We start from the raw sequence: 20,727 nt of genomic DNA, 5'->3' as shown, positions 1-20,727 counted from the left end.
TCGGGTTGATCTGCCTCAAGTCTGCATGCGCAGCCGTTCTCTCTCCGTCAGCAGAACCAGAATATCATCCAGCTCCAGCTTCTGCCTTCCGACAATATGCACCTGCTGTGCTGCACACCACTCTTCCGCTTCCCTTGCTTCGCTTGTCGTAATCTTAACGGTGGTTCCACCGGTATGCTCCATGCTGCAAAAGCCCGGGACCGACTTCCAGTTGACTCCATGACGCTCCTGACTGCCGCCATCCAGATACAGCACATACCAGGATTCCAGCAGCGTATCCTTCTCGTATAGGCCAAGCATACGCCCATGAACCATGAACACGATATAGTCTGCAAGCCGCCTGACCTCATCAACGATATGCGAAGCCATGAGAATCGTCCGCTCTCCCCTCTCCATATATCGATGCAGGACATCGATCATCGTCTTCCAGGCAATGGGATCAAGTCCGGATGAGGGTTCATCCAGCAGCAGCAGCTGCGGTTGATGCGCCATGGCGATGGCGAGATCGAACTTCCGCCGCATCCCTTTGGACATTTTGCCCAGCTTCAGGTCCGTCTCCACATCGAAGCGGCGAAGCAGCTCGCGATACAGGGTAATATCCCACTGCGGGTACCATTTCCGGATGAATTCCGCTTTCCGGTCCGCTGTCATATGATCGTCGATCTCATTGCTTTGCTCCGGCACATAACCGATTCTCTCCTTCAGCAGCTGATCGTTGCCGGAGCCGACTCTCTCGCCAAGCACCTCGATCTGCCCCGAATCCGGTTTGGAAATATCCAGCAGCAGGCGCAGCAGCGAGCTTTTTCCCGAGCCATTGGGACCCACTATAGCGGTTACATACCCTCTGGGAATATCCAGATTGACAGGTCCCAGCTCAAAATGCTTTCTCTTCTGAACGAGCTTTTTAAACCGTATTACCGATTGCTCCAACACGATTCACCTCCTTTCATTCGTCAGTGCCGCCGGGCTGCCGCTTGCGCTTCAATATGTCCCGCAGCATATCCAGCATCTCCTCATCCGAGCATTGCACCCGCAGACCCGCATCGACTGCGGCTTCGAGGGCCTCCATCACCGCACTGCGGCGCTGCAGATCGCGCTGCTCTTCCTCCACCTTGGCCACAAATGTTCCTGTACCCTGCCGTGTCCGCAGAATACCCTCGTTCTCCAGATCCTGATACACGCGGCGGATCGTAATCACACTGCATTTGAGATGCTGAGCGAGCTCCCGAATGGAAGGCAGAAGCGTATTTTCAGCCAACTGTCCGCTTACAATCAAAGCCCGCAGCTGCACTTCGATTTGGTGGTACAAGGGCTCTGCGCTTTGTTCATTAATTTGAATGGGAATCCACACCTTGCACACCTTCTTTATTCTTACTTCAGCTTGAACTGCTTATTGCGCCAGATTACTGACATCCAGCCGCTTCTTGACCAGCCATCCGATGACAAGGATGGACAGGATGCCGGCAACCGGCATGCAGATGGTCAGCAGCAGCTTATGCTGTCTGGCCGCATTCAGCGTATATTCGAGAACCGAGAAGTGATTTAACCACAGCAGCAGGACGGCGAAGGCATAGATAAATATATAGAGGAAGCATACAATCAGATAAATCCTCCCGCCGATCGCCATTTCGAAATAAATATAGGTTGAGGCGACCACAAGTCCATATCCCAGCCAGATCAGCAAGAATCCCAAGTACTCACTAAGGCTGAGCGCCTGACGAAGCCCGCCGGAGACAAGATACTGTGAAGCAAAGAATACCAGTCCTACTATCAGAAAGACCACGAGCATCTGAATGATTCTAAAGATAACAATCGAGCTCATCTGAATCGGCATCGTCCGCCAATAGGCGATCTTTTCTTTCAGGTAATCCCTCTTCCAAAATTTAAAGGAATGTTGACCCATCAGAAAACCCAGGCAGGGAATCAGACTCAGGTAGAAGAAATCACCCAGCCACGCATCGAACGAGAAGGCAGGATTCGGTTCCTCATAAACAGGCAGCAAGGGGAATGTAAATAAGCTGACATATAGAAACAATAAAATCGAAACAATTAATCCAACCCAGGATCGGCGCATTTCATGCTGGAATAAAACAAGTGCTCCCCGCCAGCTGGTCATGCTCTTCCTCCTTCACTCATTATACTGTATATATCTTTATACACAGTATAATGACAGAGGGCCAGTTCTGTCAATCCCTGTTTTGTATAAAATTTCAAGGCTCATACATTCCGTCGGCCGCTGCAGAGTTAGTTTCCCCACAAAGCTTTACACATCTAATAGCAAAACTCGTAAATAATTCTGTACGGTCATGAAGAAACGACTGTTGCCATCCTTTTGCTGCTCCGTTCGTTTTTCCCCTTAGACGTTTTTCGAAATGTACAAGCGTGAAACTTATAAATTCGATAAGGTCAAAAAAAAACCGGCCCTCACCGGACCGGCTTAATCTAACTCTTGTATCAATATTCGTTTCTGCAGCGTATGCTCACCTCTAGACAGGCTCTCCTTCATCCTCCACAAGCCCAACCGCGATTGTAAAATAAAACGTAGCTCCCTCTGACTCCGCACTTTCGACCCCGATTATGCCGCCCATCAGTTCCACCAAATTTTTAGAAATAGCCAGGCCCAGTCCCGTACCCCCATATTTGCGGTTAATAGCTGTGTGCAGCTGGGAGAAGGACTGGAAAAGCTGATTCTGTTTATTCAGCGGAATCCCGATCCCTGTATCGGTCACCTTGAATTCCAGCAGTATCCCTTGGGATAAAGCTCTGCTCTTCACATCAACCGTCAGGGATATGCTTCCCGAATCGGTAAACTTGATCGCATTGCCCACCAGATTAACGAGCACCTGGCGCAGCCTGACGGGATCCCCGACAATGATCGCCGGAAAGTCATCCGCTATTTCACAGGTCAGCTGGATCTCTTTCTCCACCGCGCGATGGAGAAAGAGATCCAATAGATTGGACATGGTCTCATGAATCGGAAAAGGCTCCCGGTTCAGCACCATTTTGCCGGCTTCGATTTTACTGATATCGAGTATATCATTGAGAATCAGAAGCAGCGCTTCGCTGCTCTGGCTGATAATTCCCGCATATCCGCGCTGTTCTTCATCCAATGAGGTTTGCAGCAGCAAATCCGTCATGCCGATAATGCCGTTCATCGGCGTCCGCAGCTCATGGCTCATCACCGACAGAAATTCTGATTTGGCCCGGTCCGCGCGTTCCGCCGACTCCTTGGCCTTGAGGATTTCCTTCTCGCCGGTAATATCCCGGAATACCACGACCGCCCCCTTGCGTTCACCCTTATCAAAGAGCGGAGTCACCTGATATTCCGCCAGAAAGCTGGTACCATCCTTCTTCCACAGCACAGCCTCCTTCTCCTGATGGGAACGGCCGCTATGAATCGCCTGGTAGATGGGGGTATCCGCCGATGACAAGCCCTGCGGGCCATACTGTTCAATCATGGTCAGATCCAGCGATTCCAGCAATTCACTGGAGCTGAAGCCCAGCAGCTGCGCTCCGGCCGGATTAATGAAGGTCGGCCTGCCCGTAATATCCAGGCCAAAAATCCCTTCAGATACCGCATTCAGAATAAGCGCATGCTCATAGCTGAGCTTTTCGATTTGATTGATATACTGCTTGCGTTCCGTAATATCCGATGCAATCCCATATACACCGACGATCTGTCCGTTTACCATGATCGGCACATTATGAATGCTGAGATCCCGTACATGGCCGTCCTTCCCGATCATTCGGGCTTCATAGGACTGCGGCTGACCCTGCATCACAAGCTTTATGCGGCGGACGGTTTCCGCAGCATCATCCGGATGTGACAGCTCATTGAACGGCTTCGCCAGCAGCTCCTGTCTGGAGTAGCCAGTGAGCTTCTCCATACTGGGATTAAGCGAAGTAAACTTAAAATCCAGATCAAAGGAACTGATCCCCGACGGATTATAATCGAACAGCGATTTGTAGCGGCTTTCGCTTTCGCTCAGCTTCGATTCGAACATTTTACGGTCCGTAATATTACGGGAAATGGAAATGAGCTCACTTATTTGATCATCTTCATCATACGTGTATCGGCTGCTTGTCTCAAACCAGACATATGTCCCGTCCTTCTTGCGGAACCGGAATACATAGGTTTCTAGATAGCGCCCATTTTTATTGTTTTCCAAAGCCGCCTTTACCTGGACTCTGTCATCAGGATGAATATAATCGATATAGCTTGCACCAATCATCTCCTTCTGCTCATAGCCCAGCATATGGTAGCAGATCGGTGAAGCGTACAGGATCGTCAAGGCGTCGTCCACGGCATGGCGCGAGATAAAGTCCAGCGAATGCTCGGAAATAATGCGGTAATTGCGCTCGCTTTCGCGCAGACGATCCTCCATCCGGGTCTGACCGGTTATATCCTGCACCATGCCGATCATCTGCAGGGGCTTCCCGTCTTTAATCACTACCGTTTCCCACTGGTTGCGGAGCGTCCTGATTCCCCCGTCAGGAAGCACAATCCGGCATTTATAAGCAGCCGGGAGCCCATCAAGAAGAGATTGCTCCACGACATTCCTCGCCTGCTGACGGTCATCAGGATGAATTCGTTCCAAGACAACCTCAATACTGCTGGAAAACGCTTGGAACGCATAGCCGAAAATACGGCGTGTTTCCTCCGAGAATGACAGCTCCCCTTTGATCAAATCCCATTCCCAGCTGCCCATATTGGCAATTCGCTTGGCTTTGGTCAGCCTATCCTCATACTTCTTCCGTTCCGTTACATTTCTGCCGACGGATAAGATTTTCTCCGGGATTCCATTCTTGTCTCTTACGACATGCGACCATATCTCAAACCACAAATAACGCCCATCCCTATGCTGCAGCCTGCGGATAAAACGCTCTTTATCGGAATAAAGCATGCCGGGCTGCTCCATCTGGGCGGCATCCTCCGGATGATAATAATCCATGCGTTTTCTGCCGACAAACTCCTCCGGCTTGTAGCCGAGCAGGCTCCAGGAGGATGGAGAAAGATAGATCAAGACGCCATCCGGCGTACTGATCGAGATCAGATCCTGTGCATTGCGAGTGATCAACGAGTATAAGTCCTGATAGTCGGGCATCGATGGAACCATCGCCTCAAGAGCCACATCCGGTACTTTCGCAGACAGTTCAACTACCAATTTTGCCGGCTGCTCCACATCTTTTTCTGCCGCGCAGCGCGTCCATCGTTGATGGGTACGGATGCCATAGCCCAGCTTATGCCGAACGATCTGATCGGTATCATAAAAGGCGTCGCTTGAGGCCAGCAGACGGTCAAGCTCCTTCTCGGGGAGAGGTGATTCACCATTTATCCGTTCAATCAGCTCAGGGAACGTTCTATGAAGCAGCTCGCTCTCGGAGAATCCTGTCAAATCTCTATAAGCAGGGTTGGCATACAGCACCGCTAAATCCTCTGCAGCTAATATGGCAACACCATTCATCGCATGGTGATAAATATGCCCAAAATGCGGATCCTGGTTTAACGGAGGTAGAGTCATCCGGATCCCTCCTTGGTTCTTTAGATATATCTTCATTATACTATTAAACAGGCAGTCATAAACATGAGGCGGCGGGTCTAGTGTATATCCGCATAAAATAGAAAAAGAACCGAAGCAGGCTCCGATTCTTTCTTTTTGAACTAATCTAATTCCATTGTCCCGGTTAATACGGGTTAGCCAAACAAAACATCAAGCACCGGTTTGGTATGACCGCCCGGATACATTAAATATAACAGCACATAAACGATAACACCCGTAACAACGGTGACAAGCCAGATCACCGATGTAATCCTGCCTACTTTGCGATGCTTGACGAAGCTGTTTCGAAAAGCAAGCGTAAGCGTCGTGATGCCAAACACAGCCGCTACTGTGGCAAGCGTAATATGGAAAAACAGGAACACCATATAATAGGTCTTCAGATCATCCGGTCCGCCCCACTCCGTATTTCCTACGAAGATGGTGCGGGACACATAAATAATAAAGAAGAGAAGCGCCGCTATGGAGCCCGCGATCATGACTTTCTTATGCGTCTCAAGTCTTCGCTTAATCGCCAGACGCCAACCGATAGCTACCAATATTCCGCTTATAAAGATGAACGACGTGCTGATTGCAGGCAATAAATCATACATTGACAAGGAACATCCCACCAATTCTTTCAATTCAAACCCATTACCGATTTACACTGCCATAAGCTGCGGTTCCTGCAGGTTAAACCCCTGCGCCTGCAGGGCCTGCGCTACCTGTTCTTGGCAGCTCATCCTCTGTATCGCCTTGCTCTCTCTTATACCAATGAAAAAAGACATAAGCGAGAATACTGCCGTACATCAGCTCCTGAACCAGCTTCATCACGATTCCGCCAAGCTGCTGATCTTCAACGGGCTTCATCAGATTAAAGAAGGAAGGGCCGTCGAACATCGTAAGCAGACGGGTAGGATCGCCGGATACACAGTATCCCATTGCCTGTGCCCATACCTCAGGATCATTATAAGTTGCATACAAGGGTGTGGAGGCAAAGATAATCAGTGCACAAGCCGGCGTGAGCAAGATCCCGTTGGCAAATACATAGGCCATTTTGCGCAGATCCGTCAAACGGTTCCACTCCGGAACAGGGCAGACAATTTGCCACCACATCATAAAGGCTGCCAGCAGCATAACCAAGTAATAGATACGATGAACCGTATAATGCGTCATGACAAAATCATGCACGTGAGGAACATGATACAGCGAGAACAGCATATTAAACAGAACCAATGACAGAATCGGGTGCATCAGCGGATTCAACTTCTTCCAGAATGCCCCGCTAAACATCTTCCGCCATACAAACCCAGGTACAGCCAGCAAAATCAGCGGTGGAACGATCAAATAAGAGATGGACATATTCATCATGTGAAATGTAAACATCATATGTCCAAGCATCTCAAATGGCCCGCCTTGTGCCAAATAATACAAAACAGCACCGAAAACAAATAAACTTTTCTGGAGCCAAGTCGCTGGCGGCTCCTGCGGCGCGTGCTTCAGCTTCCACGGTCCCACCATATAGAAATACAGAATAACAATCGCAGCAATAAAAAAGAAAAAGATTGGGCTCCATAGCTCTTCAAAGGTGAAGTACTGCAAACCTAGCATGCCTTGATCCCCCTTCCCAGCATTACCCATATTTACAACAAAAGAGGGGGCCAGCAAGGACCACCCTCTTTTCAATTTATCCGTGTACTACCACCATGCCCAATACTCAGCCATGATAACAATGGTGAACACAACGAACACTCCCATGAGAATACCAACTATCGGAAAAATATGTCCGCGATCCTTCATGTGCATCCAAAATGACATTTGGATAATAACTTGCAGAATGGCCATAAACACCAGCATGATATAAATAAACGTTCCGTTTATTTCACCGGCGGCTACCATGGAGAAGGCAATTACCGTAAGCAGGATAGAGAAAATAAAAGCGACGATATGCTTCTGTGGTCCTTCATGCTTATGGCGTTTGCCATGCTCTTCAACAGTTGTGTCTTGGCTTGACATTTGGTTAGCCCACCTTTCCCATCAGATAAACGACAGTGAAGATGAAAACCCACACGACGTCGATAAAATGCCAGTACATACCAGCAACATAAATCTTCGGCGCAGTTACAACAGTTAACCCTTTTTTGAAAATTTGCGCGATAAGCAATCCGATCCACAATACCCCGAAAGCTACGTGAGCACCGTGAAAGCCTACCAGTGTATAGAACGATGTACTGAACGCGCTCGTTGAGAATTTATGTCCTTCATGGACATATTCGGTAAACTCATAAATCTCAAGTCCAAGGAAGCCAAGACCCAGAACAATCGTAATGATGAGCCAATTGATCATCGCTTTAACTTTATTGGTGTGCATCGCTTGAATCGCGAACACGCTTGTCAAACTGGACACCAGCAGGATGAAGGTTGCCGCGGCAACCGTCGGAAGTTGGAACAGCTCTTGCGATGTCGGATTTCCGTCTCCCACCTGGTGACGAAGCGCCAGGAACATGGAGAACAAGGTTCCGAACAAGACCGTCTCCCCGCCTAGGAAGAGCCAGAAGCCGGTCACTTTATTGCGGCCCTCAAGAGTTGCCTTCTCCGGCTCGTGCGGCAGCTTTCCGTCTACATGCGAGTGTGCGCTCATGCTTTTACCCCCTTGTCATGCAGTTCTTCCGGTTCAATATGGAAGCCATGATCATCGAAGACCGAGCGGAGGAACATACAGCCGAACGTGATAACCAAGCCCACGATACCCACAATCGTTTGGTGATACATAAATCCAAGACCTGCGATAAACAAGCCGATCGACATAATTAACGGCAGAATAGATGGTGAAGGCATATGAATCGGTCCAACCGGTTCAGCCGGAGTCATGCCGGTATTGCCGTCCATTTTTTCTTTCCAGAAAGGATCGTAGCTGCGCACAAGAGGCGTCTGCAAGAAGTTATACTCCGGCGGAGGCGATGGAATCGACCATTCCAGCGTACGGCCGTCTTCCCACGCATCGCCAAGGGCATTGCGCGGTTTCATTGCTGTGACAACGATATTGACCAGGAAGAATATTGTGCCAAGACCCATCAACATGGCTCCGACTGTACTAATCATATTCAAATTATTGAAGCCCATGCCATCCAGATATGTCCAGACCCGACGAGGCATCCCCATCAGTCCAAGGAAATGCTGCAGGAAGAACGTCAAGTGGAAGCCGATGAAGAAGGTCCAGAACGTTAAGCGGCCGAGATTTTCATTCAGCATGCGGCCGAACATTTTTGGCCACCAGTAATGAAGACCTGAGAAAATACCGAAGATCAAACCGCCGACAATAACGTAGTGAAAGTGAGCGACAACGAAATAGGTGTCATGGTACTGGTAATCGGCCGGAGCGGCAGCCAGCATAACGCCGGTTACTCCACCCATTACGAATGTAGGCACAAATCCGATGGCAAACAAATTGGCTGTTGTAAACTTGATGGAACCGCCCCACATCGTGAACAGCCAGTTGAAGATTTTGATACCGGTAGGTACAGCGATCAGCATCGTCGCGATTGAGAACAAGGCGTTGGCAACTGGTCCAAGACCGGTTGTAAACATGTGATGCGCCCAAACCATGAAGCCGAGGAAGCCGATCAGAACCGTTGCGAAAACCATGGAGCTGTATCCAAACAGCCGTTTGCGCGAGAACGTACTGATGACTTCGGATATAACCCCGAAAGCCGGCAGGATGAGGATATATACCTCAGGATGTCCGAAGATCCAGAAGATATGCTCCCATAGAACGGCGTTACCGCCATTATTGACCTCGAAGAAATTACCGCTGAACAAGCGGTCAAACATCAGCGCCACCAGACCAACTGTCAGTGCCGGGAAAGCGAACAGAATGAGCGCCGAGGTAATGAATGCGGTCCAGGTGAACATCGGCATACGCATGAAGCTCATGCCCGGAGCGCGCATATTAATAATCGTCGCCAGGAAGTTGATACCGCCGATCAGCGTTCCGATACCGGCGATCTGCAAACCGATGACATAATAATCAACGCCATGATCCGCACTATAGGTCGAGGTTGCAAGCGGTACATACGATGTCCAGCCCGCGTCCGGCGCTCCACCTGTGAACCAGCTGACATTCAGCAGCACTCCGCCTGCGAAGAATGTCCAAAATCCAAGTGCGTTTACAAAAGGAAAGGCAACGTCGCGCGCGCCAATCTGCAGCGGTATAACCGCATTCATCATCGCGAAAATCATCGGCATCGCGGCGAGGAAAATCATAGTTGTACCGTGCATGGTCAACAGCTGGTTATATGTATCAGCGCTGACAAAATCATTTTGCGGCTGCCATAACTGAATCCGAATCATAATAGCTTCCAAACCGCCAACAAGGAAGAAGAAGCCACCTGAAATCAAATACAGAATGCCAATTTTCTTATGGTCAACGGTTGTCAGCCAATCCATTAAGCCGCTATACCGTTTAACCGCATGTGCGTGAGCCAAAGTTGGTACCTCCTTCAATCCGCGAGTATTAATAATTAAGCTTCAAGTCAGCCAAGTACTTGGCAATGGCATCAATCTGTTGATCGTTGAGCTCTACTTTCGGCATTAGTGATCCAGGCTTAACGGCTTGAGGATCCGATATCCATTTCTTAAGGTTATCCTCAACCGATCCTTCATTCTTGTATTTAGGCTCGTCTCTGTTGACTAATATGCCCGCAACCGCATCGCGGCTTCCGATTCCTGTCAGGTTCGGATAGGTTTGTCCGCCATTGGCGCCAATCGCATGACACGACAAGCACTGGTTCGTTATGAGATCCGCAGTTGCCTGATCGGCAGGCAGCGCAACAGGCTCTTTCATCTGTGCAACCCAGCGATCAAAAGAAGCGCGGTCGACTACTTTAACCTTGAAATCCATCAGTGAGTGGGAAGGTCCGCAAAGCTCGGCGCATTTCCCTAAGTACACGCCTGTCTTCGGCGCTTCAAAATACATTCTGTTGACGTTGCCGCCCGGGTTCGTATCGATCTTACCCGCAAGTGAAGGAATCCAGAAGGAATGAAGCACATCGGCCGTCTTGGCTTCGATGGAGATAACGGCATCATTAGGAATCAAAAGCTCCTGAGCCGTCTTCAATCCGTATTTCGGGTATTCAAATTCCCACCAGTATTGATGAGAGGTAACCTTGATCTGAATCGCGTTGGGATCTTTGGAATAATCCTGTGCGAGTCCAAAAACCGTCTTGATTGTCGGAACACCGAGAATGATCAAAAGAATGATCGGAATAACGGTCCAAATAATTTCCAGCTTGTGGTTACCTTCAACCTGAACCGGAATTTTGTCGCCTGGACGACGGCGAAAGCGAATAATAACATAGAACGCAATTGCGAAGATGACCACGACTACAATTACCATGATAATAATAGTCAACTTCATTAGTCCGAATTGTTCCTCGGCTACCGGTCCTTGCGGTCTAAGAGTCGACAGGTCAGCTCGTCCGCATGCTGACAGGAGCAATACCATCCCCGCAAGAAGCGGCATAAGCCGTTTTAGAACGTGCCACCGATTCATCATCAATCAACCCCACTTTTGACTTTTTCGCAGCAGCCTTGGATGGCGGAAATACGGCCTGCTGCGTGATTTTCCTAGGTGTATAGACAAACTTCCGCAATCTAATCACTTTATTAAATATAAAGTTGGAGGTGCTATTTGTCAATGTTCCCAAGAGAGTTCACAAATTGTTCTCAAAGCTGAAAAAACCTCGATTTTAGCGCTTTTTTTGCTTGCCAACAGCCTGCTCCATGACCCTCTTGAAGCTCCATGTCTATCCTTCATTGTTTGCTTAAACCATGGTTCTTTATGTATGAAATTGTGATGCATATTTCAAGTTTCGACGCCCATGCTAAGAACAGATTAAAGGAAGGGGCGAACCACCGTGGAAAAGCTGCGCAAGCTTCTTATGTCATTCACCGCAATTGCCGTCATTCTAACCGTCTCAAGCGGCTGCAATTACAGACGACAAACCGAGAACAGCACCTACGATTACGGCACCAAGCAGAAGAACGATCCGAAAATGCTCGGCAGCCGCATGTACGGGACGATGAGCGGCTTGCCGGGTCAGCATGACAATCAGTGGCTCGAGTACAGCAACATGCTCTCGACCGAAGTGTCCAACATCAACGGCGTTGCTGCCGCGCTCGTATTTCTGACGGACAAGAACGCATATGTAGGCATGACGCTGGACTGGACGGCAACCCACACCCGTAAAACCGGCGGCAGAGGCACCCGGGAGCAGAACAATACCGGGTCGAACTCCGGCGTTTATAATTCGGATAACGGCAGTCCGTACTGGAACAACCAGCGGATCGTCGGTCCTTATAATTCCCAGTTGTCCGTCAATGATCATAATGAAATTTCAGGCGAGCTCAAGCAGACCATTGCCGTTCATATACGCAGACTGGCGCCTGCTGTTCAGGAAGTTCATATATCGGCCAACCAGCAGTTCGTGAACCACCTTGTCCAGTATGCCCAGGAAGCATGGGCAGGACACCCTCTCACCCCTTGGACAGACTCCTTCAATAAATTGGTCAAGCATCAGTTTGTTGGCGGCGATGATGTTCCCGAGCCGCTGGATGTACAGATCCGCCGCGCACAAACAAAATAAAGATCAAGACTGAGGAATGCGCTGACGCACATTTCCCCGTCTTGATCTGCAAGCATAAAATGCTGATTGTAATTTATTTCTTCTATAATATATGCAATAAGATTACGCTGCCCCGCCTGATACACCCGGCCCGGGCAGTTTATTCGTTCACGAATTTGCTGCCCGCAATATTCTTGCCCCTGGCCAGCCACACCTTGAATCCGGGATTCTTCTCCGGCACGACCTTGGCTTCCGTGGAGAAATACCTCATTGTGTAGCCGCAGCGTCGGTAAGGGCTCTTGTTCGCTTCTGCACCATGAATGATACGGGAATCATGCAGCGAGCATTCTCCTTGCTCCAGCTCGAAATAAACGGCTTCAGACTCGTCAACGTTCTTGATTTGGGTGGCAAACAGATTCTTGGCCGCGTCGATATCCTCGTACTCGGAGAACCCGTTCCGATGAGTGCCGGGAATCACGCGCATGCATCCATTCTCTTTCCAGCTGCGGTCGATGGCAAGCCAGACCGTGATGATTTTATCGAAGGAGCTCAGACGTCCCTTCCAATACGTAGAATCCTCATGCCAGGGAGTCGGGCGGCCAACTACAGGATCCTTACATATAAAGTGACTCGACCAGAGTCCGATATTCGGCCCGATTATGGGCTCAACCAGATCCAGCACCTCATCGCTCAGCAGATAATCCAACAGCCGTTCATCGCGAAAATGCGGCGTATCCAGCTCATCGGACAGCTTGCTGCCTTTTTGGGCCAGCTGCTCCTCGAAGATTTCCGTGAGAGTACGCATTTTTTCCGGGCTGAAAAGCTGTTTATTGTGGAGCAAATAGCCATTCTCCTGATAATAGTCAACCTGCTCCTTTGAAAGCGTAGACAATTGCATTAAAAATGCCTCCTTCGTTGGTGTTTCCTTGCCTGTTGTCCTCATTTTATAATGTTTCGGCCAGCGAATTCTCCTTTTATGTTCAGATATAATACGCATATCTTCAGATTGATGATGAATTCCTATATAATCTACTTAAATGAAAGGAGATGAAGGAAACAAATGGTCTATCCCCCGCTGCCGACAAGACTGACCAATGACGAGTATTTCTCCTCCTCGACCTTCCGTATCTTTCATCAGCATATTGAGGAACAGGTGGATCTTCATTGGCATGAGTTTTATGAGATTTCCTTCGTCGTGTCAGGTGAAGGCTATAATATTGTCAACGGAGTTCCGATGACGATCGCAAGAGGCAATCTCTTCCTGCTGACGCCGGCGGATTTTCATATAATCGGCCCTTCGCGAGGGAACTCTCTTGAGATTTACAATCTCATATTTTCCGATGAGTGGATGGAGCCTCAGATGCGCGAGCTGCTGTTTCATAATCCCGTTGAACTTTCTGCTGTAATGACAGAGAGCATGACGCCGGATCTGATTGCATGCTTCTCCCTTATTATGAAGGAATCAGCCAGTCAATTGTCCGGCAGGCGTCTCATGGTGGGAAGCGCTCTGAACCGCATACTGATCGAATTGCTGCGCGCATGCGAGGCTGAAGCCGGGGAAGCGGAGAGGAAGCAGAAGCCAATGCCCCATGCCCATTCAGCCGGCATCCAGGATAGCCTCGTGTATATCCACCATCATTTTCGCGAACCGCTCTCTCTGGAAGCCGCCGCCAGACAGGCAAGGCTTTCCCCCAATTATTTCAGCGATTGCTTCCGCAAAACGACCGGCACTGCCTTTCAGCAATATTTGCAGAGCCTCAGGCTTAATTTTGCCAAATCGCTCATCCAGTCCTCCTCCCTCCCGATCTCGGAGATCAGCTATATTTCCGGCTTCAACACGCTGACCCATTTTGAGAAAATGTTCAAACGGAAGTTTGGAGATGCTCCAAGGAGCTTCCGTACCATGGCTGAATAAAAAAACATTGCATTTCCTCCACCATTTAGGATATGATGGTCTCTCGCTCTCTCTACGAGCATTTCACCTTTGCATCCAGGCAGTCCGGCTCTTCGCCGCAGCTTATCATGATGGAGGTGCTATTTTGCTTTTCCTCGTTTTGGCCCGTAAGACATACTTACGGAATCTGCAGTACCGCGGCGCACATATGGTACATAATATCGCCAGCGCCCTGTTCGGCTTCATCTACATTTCCATCTGGACCGGCATTGGCGTAAGCCAATCGCTTGGCGCCTACGGAATGAGCGGCATGATCAGCTATGTCGCCTTCAATCAGGTCAGCTTGTGGGTCGCCGCTTTTCTGAACAACGGCCTGGGCCTGGAGCAATCCGTCCGAACCGGTCAAATCGCCATTGAGCTCATGCGTCCGGTTCACCTGTTCTATCAGCTGATGTGCAAGGAATGGGGGCAGATCGCCTACCAGTTTGTCTACAAGTTTCTCCCGATTTACACGCTGTACCTCTTCGTCCTTCCGCTTCATGTCCCTTCATCCCTGCTTACATTCATCTGGACCGCTGTCGCTTTGATGCTCGCCGCCTATATTTCCATCTGCATCAATTTCCTGATTGGAGCCCTGGCGCTCTGGACGACCGAATCACGCTGGCTGTACTGGGTCAATTATGCCTTCAGTATGCTGCTGTCCGGATTTCTCATTCCCATTGAGTGGCTGCCGGGCTGGCTCGAGCTGATCAGCCGGGCTTCGTTCTACCCGTTCCTGCATTATGTGCCGACCCGGATTTATCTGGGCATGGACGGTCCCGGCCCGCTGCTCGGCTCTCTTGGCTGGGGCGCAGGGCTCACCGGCATCTGCCTGATGATTGCCCGGACTATGCGGCGCAAAGTGGAGGTGCAGGGCGGATGAAATGGCTTCGCATGTACCATCTGCTGGTAGTCGCCAGCCTTCGCAGCCGAATGCAGTACAAATTCAATTTCTGGTTCTCTTCCCTGATGGCTGCCCTGATCAATGTCGTGGAATTCGCCATGCTGGCTATTATTCTGCTGAAATTCGGCCATATTAAAGGCTGGTCACTGGCAGAAGCCGGCTATCTGTATGCCATCCTGACTCTGTCCAAAGCGATATACCGGACGGTAGCCTCTGATGTGCATCATCTGGAAAAATATTTGCTCAGCGGCGACCTGGACAGTCTGCTGCTGCGGCCGGTCCCCGTGCTGCTCGGACTGATGTCGTTCAATGTATCCTTCCGGATCGGGGAGATCATTCAAGGCGCCGCCGTGCTTGCTGTCAGCATGCAGGCTTTATTTGCCGCCGGGCAAATCTCCTGGGCCTCTATCCCGCTGACGCTGCTGGTTATCCTCTCAGGCGCTTTGCTATTATTCGGAATCGGACTGCTTACGGCTACAGCCGGCTTCTGGATTACGAGGATTGAAGAGCTGCAGAATATTACGGAGGACGCAGCGCGGACAGCCGTCCAGTATCCGGTTTCGATTTATCCCAAGTGGATGGAGGTCATGCTGCTCAGCGTTATTCCGGTCGCATTCGCCAATTATGTCCCCTCATTGTATATTCTGCGCGGGGAAGGCGGAGTCTGGCTGCTGTTGTCCGCATTCGCGGCGGCTGTACTGGTGTTTGCCGCAGGACTGTTTATGTGGCGGGTCGGTTTATCCCGTTATCAGAGTACAGGCAGCTAAACAAGCATCTCTATTCGTATATTCTCAAATAGGAGGACCAGCGCTCATATGATAACGGTCGAGCACTTATCCAAGGAATTCAAATCAGCCGTCCCCAAGGAGGGGCGGTTCAGCGGGCTGCGCACCATGTTCTCAAGGGATTATAAGGTAAAGGAAGCCGTCCGTGATATCAGCTTTACGATTAATCAGGGGGAATTCGTCGGGTATATCGGGCCTAACGGAGCGGGAAAATCAACAACGATCAAGATGCTATCCGGCATTCTTCATCCGTCAGCGGGCGAAGTGCGGATTGCCGGCATGAGCCCCCACCGCGAGCGGCGCACCGTCGCGCGCAGACTTGGCGTGCTGTTCGGTCAACGGACACAGTTGTGGTGGGACTTGCCGGTGCGGGATTCCTTCGACATTTTGGCCGCCATGTACGGTGTGCCCGATGAAGTGAAATCGCGGCGCCTTGGCGAGCTGAGCGAACTGCTGGCTCTTGCCCCGTTCATGGAGACGCCAGTGCGCAAGCTGTCACTCGGACAAAGAATGCGCGCCGACATCGCGGCGGCGCTGCTCCACGATCCGGACATTCTGTTTCTCGATGAACCGACCATTGGACTTGATGTGATCGCCAAACGAAGCATCCGTGAATTTTTGCATTCCATCAACCGCGAGCTGGGCAAGACGATCCTGCTCACGACTCATGATATGGACGATATTGAACAGCTGTGCAGCCGCGTCATTGTGATCAATGACGGCCGTCTCGGATTTGACGGGACAACCGACGGGCTGAGGCGGAGGATCGGCTTGCCGACCATCATTCGGGTAACCTATCTCAGCATGGCTTCTCCATTGATAGACGGCCAGTTTAATCCGGCCGACTGGCCGGGAAGCGCCGCTGAGGAACCGCAGGACCGCCGTTGGCCTCTGCGGCTTACGGGCAGCGACGGTCATACGCTTACCGTGGAGTGCAACCGCGATCAGCTCAGCGCCATGGAGGCGCTGCGGATGCTGGAGCAGCTGGGCGAGATCGAAGATGTTCATATGGAGGAGCCCGACTTTGAAGAAATCGTTCACCGGGTCTACTAAGACCTGATTGTGTTAAAGACCTGATCAGGATAAATCAGGTCTTTATTTACAAACGCCCCACTCCATGCGCGCAGCCCGTCAGAGTCAGTTGGTATTGGCCAGTCCGTTGGCATTAGCCAGCTAGTTGGCGCTGGCCAATCAGTTGTATCGGCCAGTCCGTACGCCACTTGGAGTATGGGCCTAAGTTTATCTTGTCTCAAATGAAAAGGAGCAGCTTACAATCGGGATCTGACTGCCGTCAGGATCTCTGCCTTCAGCTTGGCACCCGCAAGCTCAAACGCTTCGCCCTGTTCACGAATGCGCGCTGCGGCAGCCAGATCTTGAATGGAGCTCAAATTAATTTCCACTGTGAGCCAAGCCGATTGGATCGCCGCTTCGAGCATCAGGGCGGCGATTCCCCAATCGGAGATGACATTGCGGTTCACTTTCATAACCGCATCATGCAGCAGCAGCAGCAGCTCATGGCACAGCACCATTAAGCCTAATGGCACCTCGGCCGCGCGGACAGCAGCTCCGCTGAGGGCCTTTTTGCGCAGCTCCCGCTCTTCTTCAGTTGTCCTTGGCAGAGCCAGAACGCGCATAAATTCCCCGAAGCTCTCTATATCCTCCAGCATGACCGCCTCGCATGCCGATACAGCCCCTGCCATTTGTCCGGTGATGAAACTCATATCCACCTGCACATCTTCATACTTGTTTCCTGTCGTCAGCCGGGTGACCATCGAGCCCATGGATGCGCCAAGCGCTGCGGCGAGGGCAGCCACGCTTCCTCCTCCTGGAGTAGGAGAAGCGGAGCCCGCTTTCTCCAAAAAAGCATGGATCGATTGCTTCCATGAATCGCTCATATCTGCAGCCTCCCCGCATCCTGCTGCAGCTTTAATGCATGCAGGACATTCTCGAATAATATCGTCGTGGTCAATGTGCCCACACCCCCAGGGACCGGTGAAGAAGCCGCTACATGATCGGCCGTTTCCGGAGCGGCATCACCGGCAATTCCACTGCCATCTTGATTGACATTGATGCCTGCGTCAATGAGAGTCAGCCCGGTATGAACCATCTCCGGGGTAATCAGGTTCAATCGGCCCGCAGCCGTGACCAGCACGTCCGCAGCCTTGATCATTCGAGCCAGATCAGCCGTACGGGAATGGCACACGGTCACAGTTGCGTTCAGGTGCAGCAGCATTTGCATCAGAGGCCGGCCTACCGTCTCTCCCCTGCCGACAACGACAACATGCTTGCCGCTTAGCGGGATTCCCGCAGCCTCAATCAATCGGATGCAGGACTGCGGGGTAGCCGGCCGCAGACCGGGTTCATTCATCATGCAGGCAAGCTTATTGGCCGGGGTAATACCGTCAATATCCTTCAGCGGATCCAGCGCAGCCGCAAGCCGGCTGGAATCCAATCCCGCTGGCAGCGGAAGCTCGATCAGAATGCCATGAATGCTGTCATCCCCATTCAACCGCTGAATCTCCCGGAGCAATTCAGCCTCCGTGACGTTCTGCTCGAAAGTCAGAAGCTCGAAGCCAATCCCCAGCTTCCCGGCAAGCCGCCCCTTGGCGTTGGCATAGGCTGCCGAGGCCGGGTCTCCATTTACCATCAGGACCGCAATTGCCGGTGCAATCCCTACTTCTTTCCATTCCTGAACCTGTGTCTTGATGAGCCCGCCTGCCTCATCAGCGAGCGGTTTTGCCTTCAACAGCTTGGCCATGATCGAATGCCTCCCTCATGCAATAGGTAAACAAAAAAAAGCATCTGAAAGGACCCGTGCTCTTAAGCACATCTTCCTTCAAATACTTTGCCCAGGCGTACGGCTATGACAGAGCGGCAGCTGCACCCCAATTAACTGATAGCGGAGGTCAGCATGGATACGCTCATTCAGTCGCTTGCTTCCTCGTGGTTAATCCACGCTGCGCCAGTTGCACGCGACCCTTATTCCAATGCTGTCATTATAGCAGAAACAAGGTCCAGAAGAAACGGCTATTGACGTCCTCTGGAGGATATATTGGCATTCCCCCGCCTGTAACGGAATACAGCCGCTTGACAACGTCGTCGAATTGATTTATCTTTAAATTAAGATATTTAATATAAAGGAAATTGAGGTGAGCAGCGTGAGTCAACCTCCGGATACTTCTTTACAGCTATTCGTTACTTTATCACGGGCGAATCAATGGGTTAGCGCGCATATACAGCAGGATATTCGCAAATACGGGTTGAACCCCACTGAATTTGGTGTGCTGGAGCTGCTGTATCATAAGGGAGAGCAGCCTCTGCAGCAGATTGGCGAGAAAATATTGATGACAAGCGGCAATATAACCTACGTCATCGACAAGCTGACGGCCAAAGGATTAGCGCGGCGCAAGGCATGTCCTACGGACAGGAGAGTAATTTTCGCAGAGCTTACGGAGCAGGGGACCGAGCTGCTTGAGCGGATTTTTCCAGAGCATACCGTGGCGATTCAGAAGGCGGTAGCCGGTCTCACGGCTGAAGAGCAGACACAGGCCATTCAACTGCTTAAGAAGCTGGGCCTTGCAGCCCAGGCAAGCTTCATCTAGTTAGCTGCTTGCATTCAGAGCTTCAATGAAGAAGAGCGGCTGCGCACGCGGAACCGTCTTCAGATATTCGAGGGGGATGAGCGTGTTCACCGCTTGTCACTTGTCTAAAAATCCGTTGCAGACTGTTTCCGCCTGATACGCGGTATGATAACCGGCTTTTTGAGACGATTCAATTGTCATATTGAGGCTATACCCTATTTATATAAAAACCACTAATGGAGGTCATTTCTATGCAAACCTTAATATACGGTCCAACATTACAAGGCAGAGGCGCATTTGACGGCGGCAAAATTACAGAGCAGAAACCAATCGGCTTTACCGGGGACGGCTCGGTGCTGCGCAGACTCGGCCCTTTGTTCTACTGGGCATGGGCGCATTCGGCCGAAGGCGGGCACATTCCGCTGCATCCCCATCAAGCCTTTGAAATTATGACCTATGTAGTCAACGGCCAAGCCCAGCATGGCGATACTCTGGGCACCAAAAGCACTGTAGGTCCCGGCGGCGTCCAAATCATGCAGACCGGCTCCGGCGTCAGCCACCAGGAACGTTTTGTAGGCCCGGATATGGAAGCTTTCCAGATCTGGTTCGAGCCAAGCCTGGAGACGGCCTACAAAGCCGCGCCAACCTATAATCAGTATGATCATGAGGCTTTTCCGATTGTGGAGACGGGCGGCGTTATCAGAAAAACCGTCATCGGCGAAGGATCGCCCATCTCCATCGTTGCCGATGCCCGGATGTGGGATGTTACCGTACCGGCCGGACAATCCTACCGCCATCAGGTCCCTGCCGAACGTACTTTATCGGCGCTTGCGATTCGGGGCGGAGGCAGCTGGTCCTATGCAGAGGATGCAGCAAAAAACACGGACTTCCAGCACAAGGATTATGTCGTAGTGCGTGCTGATGAGGAGCTGAACGTCCTCATAACGGCAAGTGAGGGCACCGAGCCGCTGCGGCTCATTCTGATTGAGGTTCCGACGATCGTAGACTATCCGCTGCACCCCAAACGCTGAGTATAGAAGTAATATTAACTGTCATCAGATCAGGGCTATAGCCTTATATGTATCCTTTCCATCTCCTCTCCGATTTACTAAAGCCCTTTAACATGTTATATTAACTAACATATGAGTGCTGGAGAGGACGATGGATGATATGAATGTCATGCGGCTGGCTTTACTGGTTGTTTTGCTGCTTCCGGTTATTTATTTGTCAATCCAACATACTCAGCTGTTTCTTATCAGCCTGCTTATCTTCTCCTTCGGGATCCGCAATATGAAATTCATAAACCTGTTCCGACGCTCCTGAGGGAGAGTCTGCATGCCGGCTGAAGATTCCAGGTTGATTTT

Annotated in this window: 21 protein-coding genes and 1 riboswitch; of the genes, 8 read left to right on the top strand and 13 right to left on the bottom strand. The window is 50.8% G+C overall.

Annotated elements, in window-relative coordinates:
* Positions 1-15: 15 nt before the first annotated feature.
* The 10 genes from ACFOLF_RS23855 to coxB form a co-directional block, all read right to left on the bottom strand.
* A complete protein-coding gene (locus tag ACFOLF_RS23855) occupies positions 16-933 on the bottom strand; it encodes an ABC transporter ATP-binding protein (protein WP_379113535.1) in 918 nt (305 codons plus the stop codon).
* A gap of 13 nt (positions 934-946) precedes the next feature.
* A complete protein-coding gene (locus tag ACFOLF_RS23850; RefSeq protein ID WP_210038894.1) occupies positions 947-1,351 on the bottom strand; it encodes a GntR family transcriptional regulator in 405 nt (134 codons plus the stop codon).
* 39 nt (positions 1,352-1,390) lie between these two features.
* Positions 1,391-2,116, bottom strand: a complete 726-nt coding sequence (locus tag ACFOLF_RS23845; RefSeq protein WP_210038893.1) for a hypothetical protein — start codon at positions 2,114-2,116, stop codon at positions 1,391-1,393.
* A gap of 370 nt (positions 2,117-2,486) precedes the next feature.
* Positions 2,487-5,522, bottom strand: coding sequence for a PAS domain S-box protein (locus tag ACFOLF_RS23840; RefSeq protein WP_210038892.1), 3,036 nt, complete (start codon positions 5,520-5,522; stop codon positions 2,487-2,489).
* A 173-nt stretch (positions 5,523-5,695) separates the two neighbouring features.
* Complete coding sequence (locus tag ACFOLF_RS23835; protein ID WP_379113533.1) at positions 5,696-6,151, bottom strand: DUF420 domain-containing protein; 456 nt, start codon at positions 6,149-6,151, stop codon at positions 5,696-5,698.
* A 79-nt stretch (positions 6,152-6,230) separates the two neighbouring features.
* Positions 6,231-7,148 (bottom strand): cytochrome c oxidase assembly factor CtaG, encoded by a 918-nt coding sequence (gene ctaG, locus ACFOLF_RS23830; RefSeq protein ID WP_210038890.1) that lies wholly within the window; start codon positions 7,146-7,148, stop codon positions 6,231-6,233.
* An 87-nt stretch (positions 7,149-7,235) separates the two neighbouring features.
* Entirely contained in the window at positions 7,236-7,553 is a 318-nt protein-coding gene (locus ACFOLF_RS23825) for a cytochrome C oxidase subunit IV family protein (RefSeq protein WP_210038889.1), read from the bottom strand.
* Between the two features lie 4 nt (positions 7,554-7,557).
* Positions 7,558-8,178 carry a cytochrome (ubi)quinol oxidase subunit III gene (locus ACFOLF_RS23820; RefSeq protein ID WP_210038888.1) on the bottom strand — a complete coding sequence of 207 codons (621 nt, stop codon included), beginning with the start codon at positions 8,176-8,178 and terminating at the stop codon, positions 7,558-7,560.
* The gene (gene ctaD / locus ACFOLF_RS23815; protein WP_379113552.1) at positions 8,175-9,983 is read right to left on the bottom strand and encodes a cytochrome c oxidase subunit I; all 1,809 of its coding nucleotides are present in this window, start codon (positions 9,981-9,983) and stop codon (positions 8,175-8,177) included. Before ctaD ends, ACFOLF_RS23820 begins: the two co-directional genes overlap by 4 nt.
* A gap of 67 nt (positions 9,984-10,050) precedes the next feature.
* Positions 10,051-11,091 carry a cytochrome c oxidase subunit II gene (gene coxB / locus ACFOLF_RS23810; RefSeq protein ID WP_210038886.1) on the bottom strand — a complete coding sequence of 347 codons (1,041 nt, stop codon included), beginning with the start codon at positions 11,089-11,091 and terminating at the stop codon, positions 10,051-10,053.
* A 361-nt stretch (positions 11,092-11,452) separates the two neighbouring features.
* On the opposite strand from coxB, the gene ACFOLF_RS23805 reads away from it, so the two are divergent.
* On the top strand, positions 11,453-12,181 hold the full coding sequence (locus ACFOLF_RS23805; protein WP_379113531.1) for a hypothetical protein: 729 nt from the start codon (positions 11,453-11,455) through the stop codon (positions 12,179-12,181).
* Positions 12,182-12,320: 139 nt separating this feature from the next.
* Here the strand turns inward: ACFOLF_RS23805 and ACFOLF_RS23800 are convergent, their stop codons facing one another.
* Positions 12,321-13,058: a phytanoyl-CoA dioxygenase family protein gene (locus tag ACFOLF_RS23800; RefSeq protein WP_210038885.1), complete on the bottom strand. Its 738-nt coding sequence runs from the start codon at positions 13,056-13,058 to the stop codon at positions 12,321-12,323.
* 162 nt (positions 13,059-13,220) lie between these two features.
* Between ACFOLF_RS23800 and ACFOLF_RS23795 the strand changes: the two genes are divergently transcribed.
* The 4 genes from ACFOLF_RS23795 to ACFOLF_RS23780 all read left to right on the top strand — a co-directional run bounded on the left by ACFOLF_RS23795 (position 13,221) and on the right by ACFOLF_RS23780 (position 16,835).
* Positions 13,221-14,075, top strand: coding sequence for a helix-turn-helix domain-containing protein (locus ACFOLF_RS23795; RefSeq protein WP_210038884.1), 855 nt, complete (start codon positions 13,221-13,223; stop codon positions 14,073-14,075).
* A gap of 124 nt (positions 14,076-14,199) precedes the next feature.
* Positions 14,200-14,976: an ABC transporter permease gene (locus tag ACFOLF_RS23790; RefSeq protein ID WP_210038883.1), complete on the top strand. Its 777-nt coding sequence runs from the start codon at positions 14,200-14,202 to the stop codon at positions 14,974-14,976.
* The gene (locus ACFOLF_RS23785; RefSeq protein ID WP_210038882.1) at positions 14,973-15,764 is read left to right on the top strand and encodes an ABC transporter permease; all 792 of its coding nucleotides are present in this window, start codon (positions 14,973-14,975) and stop codon (positions 15,762-15,764) included. The genes ACFOLF_RS23790 and ACFOLF_RS23785 overlap by 4 nt, the downstream gene beginning before the upstream one ends.
* A 48-nt stretch (positions 15,765-15,812) precedes the next feature.
* Positions 15,813-16,835, top strand: coding sequence for an ABC transporter ATP-binding protein (locus ACFOLF_RS23780; RefSeq protein WP_210038881.1), 1,023 nt, complete (start codon positions 15,813-15,815; stop codon positions 16,833-16,835).
* Between the two features lie 215 nt (positions 16,836-17,050).
* Here ACFOLF_RS23780 and ACFOLF_RS23775 read toward each other — a convergent pair whose 3' ends face one another.
* Positions 17,051-17,677, bottom strand: a complete 627-nt coding sequence (locus tag ACFOLF_RS23775; RefSeq protein WP_210038880.1) for a cyclodeaminase/cyclohydrolase family protein — start codon at positions 17,675-17,677, stop codon at positions 17,051-17,053.
* Complete coding sequence (locus tag ACFOLF_RS23770) at positions 17,674-18,540, bottom strand: bifunctional 5,10-methylenetetrahydrofolate dehydrogenase/5,10-methenyltetrahydrofolate cyclohydrolase (protein WP_210038879.1); 867 nt, start codon at positions 18,538-18,540, stop codon at positions 17,674-17,676. The genes ACFOLF_RS23775 and ACFOLF_RS23770 overlap by 4 nt, the downstream gene beginning before the upstream one ends.
* 82 nt (positions 18,541-18,622) lie before the next feature.
* Positions 18,623-18,762: riboswitch (ZMP/ZTP riboswitch) on the bottom strand.
* 178 nt (positions 18,763-18,940) lie between these two features.
* Between ACFOLF_RS23770 and ACFOLF_RS23765 the strand changes: the two genes are divergently transcribed.
* From ACFOLF_RS23765 to ACFOLF_RS23755, 3 genes are all read left to right on the top strand, one after another.
* Positions 18,941-19,384: a MarR family winged helix-turn-helix transcriptional regulator gene (locus tag ACFOLF_RS23765; RefSeq protein ID WP_210038878.1), complete on the top strand. Its 444-nt coding sequence runs from the start codon at positions 18,941-18,943 to the stop codon at positions 19,382-19,384.
* A 230-nt stretch (positions 19,385-19,614) separates the two neighbouring features.
* Complete coding sequence (locus ACFOLF_RS23760; RefSeq protein WP_210038877.1) at positions 19,615-20,394, top strand: pirin family protein; 780 nt, start codon at positions 19,615-19,617, stop codon at positions 20,392-20,394.
* Between the two features lie 130 nt (positions 20,395-20,524).
* Entirely contained in the window at positions 20,525-20,686 is a 162-nt protein-coding gene (locus ACFOLF_RS23755) for a hypothetical protein (protein ID WP_210038876.1), read from the top strand.
* The last annotated feature ends 41 nt before the right edge of the window (positions 20,687-20,727 follow it).

Source organism: Paenibacillus sepulcri, from assembly GCF_042647105.1.
Classification (GTDB): Bacteria; Bacillota; Bacilli; order Paenibacillales; family Paenibacillaceae; genus Paenibacillus_Z; species Paenibacillus_Z sepulcri.
This window is presented reverse-complemented; position numbering and strand designations above follow the sequence as displayed.

What these genes read in the sequence shown, in the direction of transcription:
- ACFOLF_RS23845 (WP_210038893.1), bottom strand. Translation starts at nt 2,116, where the DNA reads ATGACCAGCTGGCGGGGAGCACTTGTTTTATTCCAGCATGAAATGCGC.
- ACFOLF_RS23840 (WP_210038892.1), bottom strand. Translation starts at nt 5,522, where the DNA reads ATGACTCTACCTCCGTTAAACCAGGATCCGCATTTTGGGCATATTTAT.
- ACFOLF_RS23835 (WP_379113533.1), bottom strand. Translation starts at nt 6,151, where the DNA reads ATGTATGATTTATTGCCTGCAATCAGCACGTCGTTCATCTTTATAAGC.
- ctaG (WP_210038890.1), bottom strand. Translation starts at nt 7,148, where the DNA reads ATGCTAGGTTTGCAGTACTTCACCTTTGAAGAGCTATGGAGCCCAATC.
- ACFOLF_RS23825 (WP_210038889.1), bottom strand. Translation starts at nt 7,553, where the DNA reads ATGTCAAGCCAAGACACAACTGTTGAAGAGCATGGCAAACGCCATAAG.
- ACFOLF_RS23820 (WP_210038888.1), bottom strand. Translation starts at nt 8,178, where the DNA reads ATGAGCGCACACTCGCATGTAGACGGAAAGCTGCCGCACGAGCCGGAG.
- ctaD (WP_379113552.1), bottom strand. Translation starts at nt 9,983, where the DNA reads ATGGATTGGCTGACAACCGTTGACCATAAGAAAATTGGCATTCTGTAT.
- coxB (WP_210038886.1), bottom strand. Translation starts at nt 11,091, where the DNA reads ATGATGAATCGGTGGCACGTTCTAAAACGGCTTATGCCGCTTCTTGCG.
- ACFOLF_RS23800 (WP_210038885.1), bottom strand. Translation starts at nt 13,058, where the DNA reads ATGCAATTGTCTACGCTTTCAAAGGAGCAGGTTGACTATTATCAGGAG.
- ACFOLF_RS23795 (WP_210038884.1), top strand. Translation starts at nt 13,221, where the DNA reads ATGGTCTATCCCCCGCTGCCGACAAGACTGACCAATGACGAGTATTTC.
- ACFOLF_RS23785 (WP_210038882.1), top strand. Translation starts at nt 14,973, where the DNA reads ATGAAATGGCTTCGCATGTACCATCTGCTGGTAGTCGCCAGCCTTCGC.
- ACFOLF_RS23780 (WP_210038881.1), top strand. Translation starts at nt 15,813, where the DNA reads ATGATAACGGTCGAGCACTTATCCAAGGAATTCAAATCAGCCGTCCCC.
- ACFOLF_RS23775 (WP_210038880.1), bottom strand. Translation starts at nt 17,677, where the DNA reads ATGAGCGATTCATGGAAGCAATCGATCCATGCTTTTTTGGAGAAAGCG.
- ACFOLF_RS23770 (WP_210038879.1), bottom strand. Translation starts at nt 18,540, where the DNA reads ATGGCCAAGCTGTTGAAGGCAAAACCGCTCGCTGATGAGGCAGGCGGG.
- ACFOLF_RS23760 (WP_210038877.1), top strand. Translation starts at nt 19,615, where the DNA reads ATGCAAACCTTAATATACGGTCCAACATTACAAGGCAGAGGCGCATTT.
- ACFOLF_RS23755 (WP_210038876.1), top strand. Translation starts at nt 20,525, where the DNA reads ATGGATGATATGAATGTCATGCGGCTGGCTTTACTGGTTGTTTTGCTG.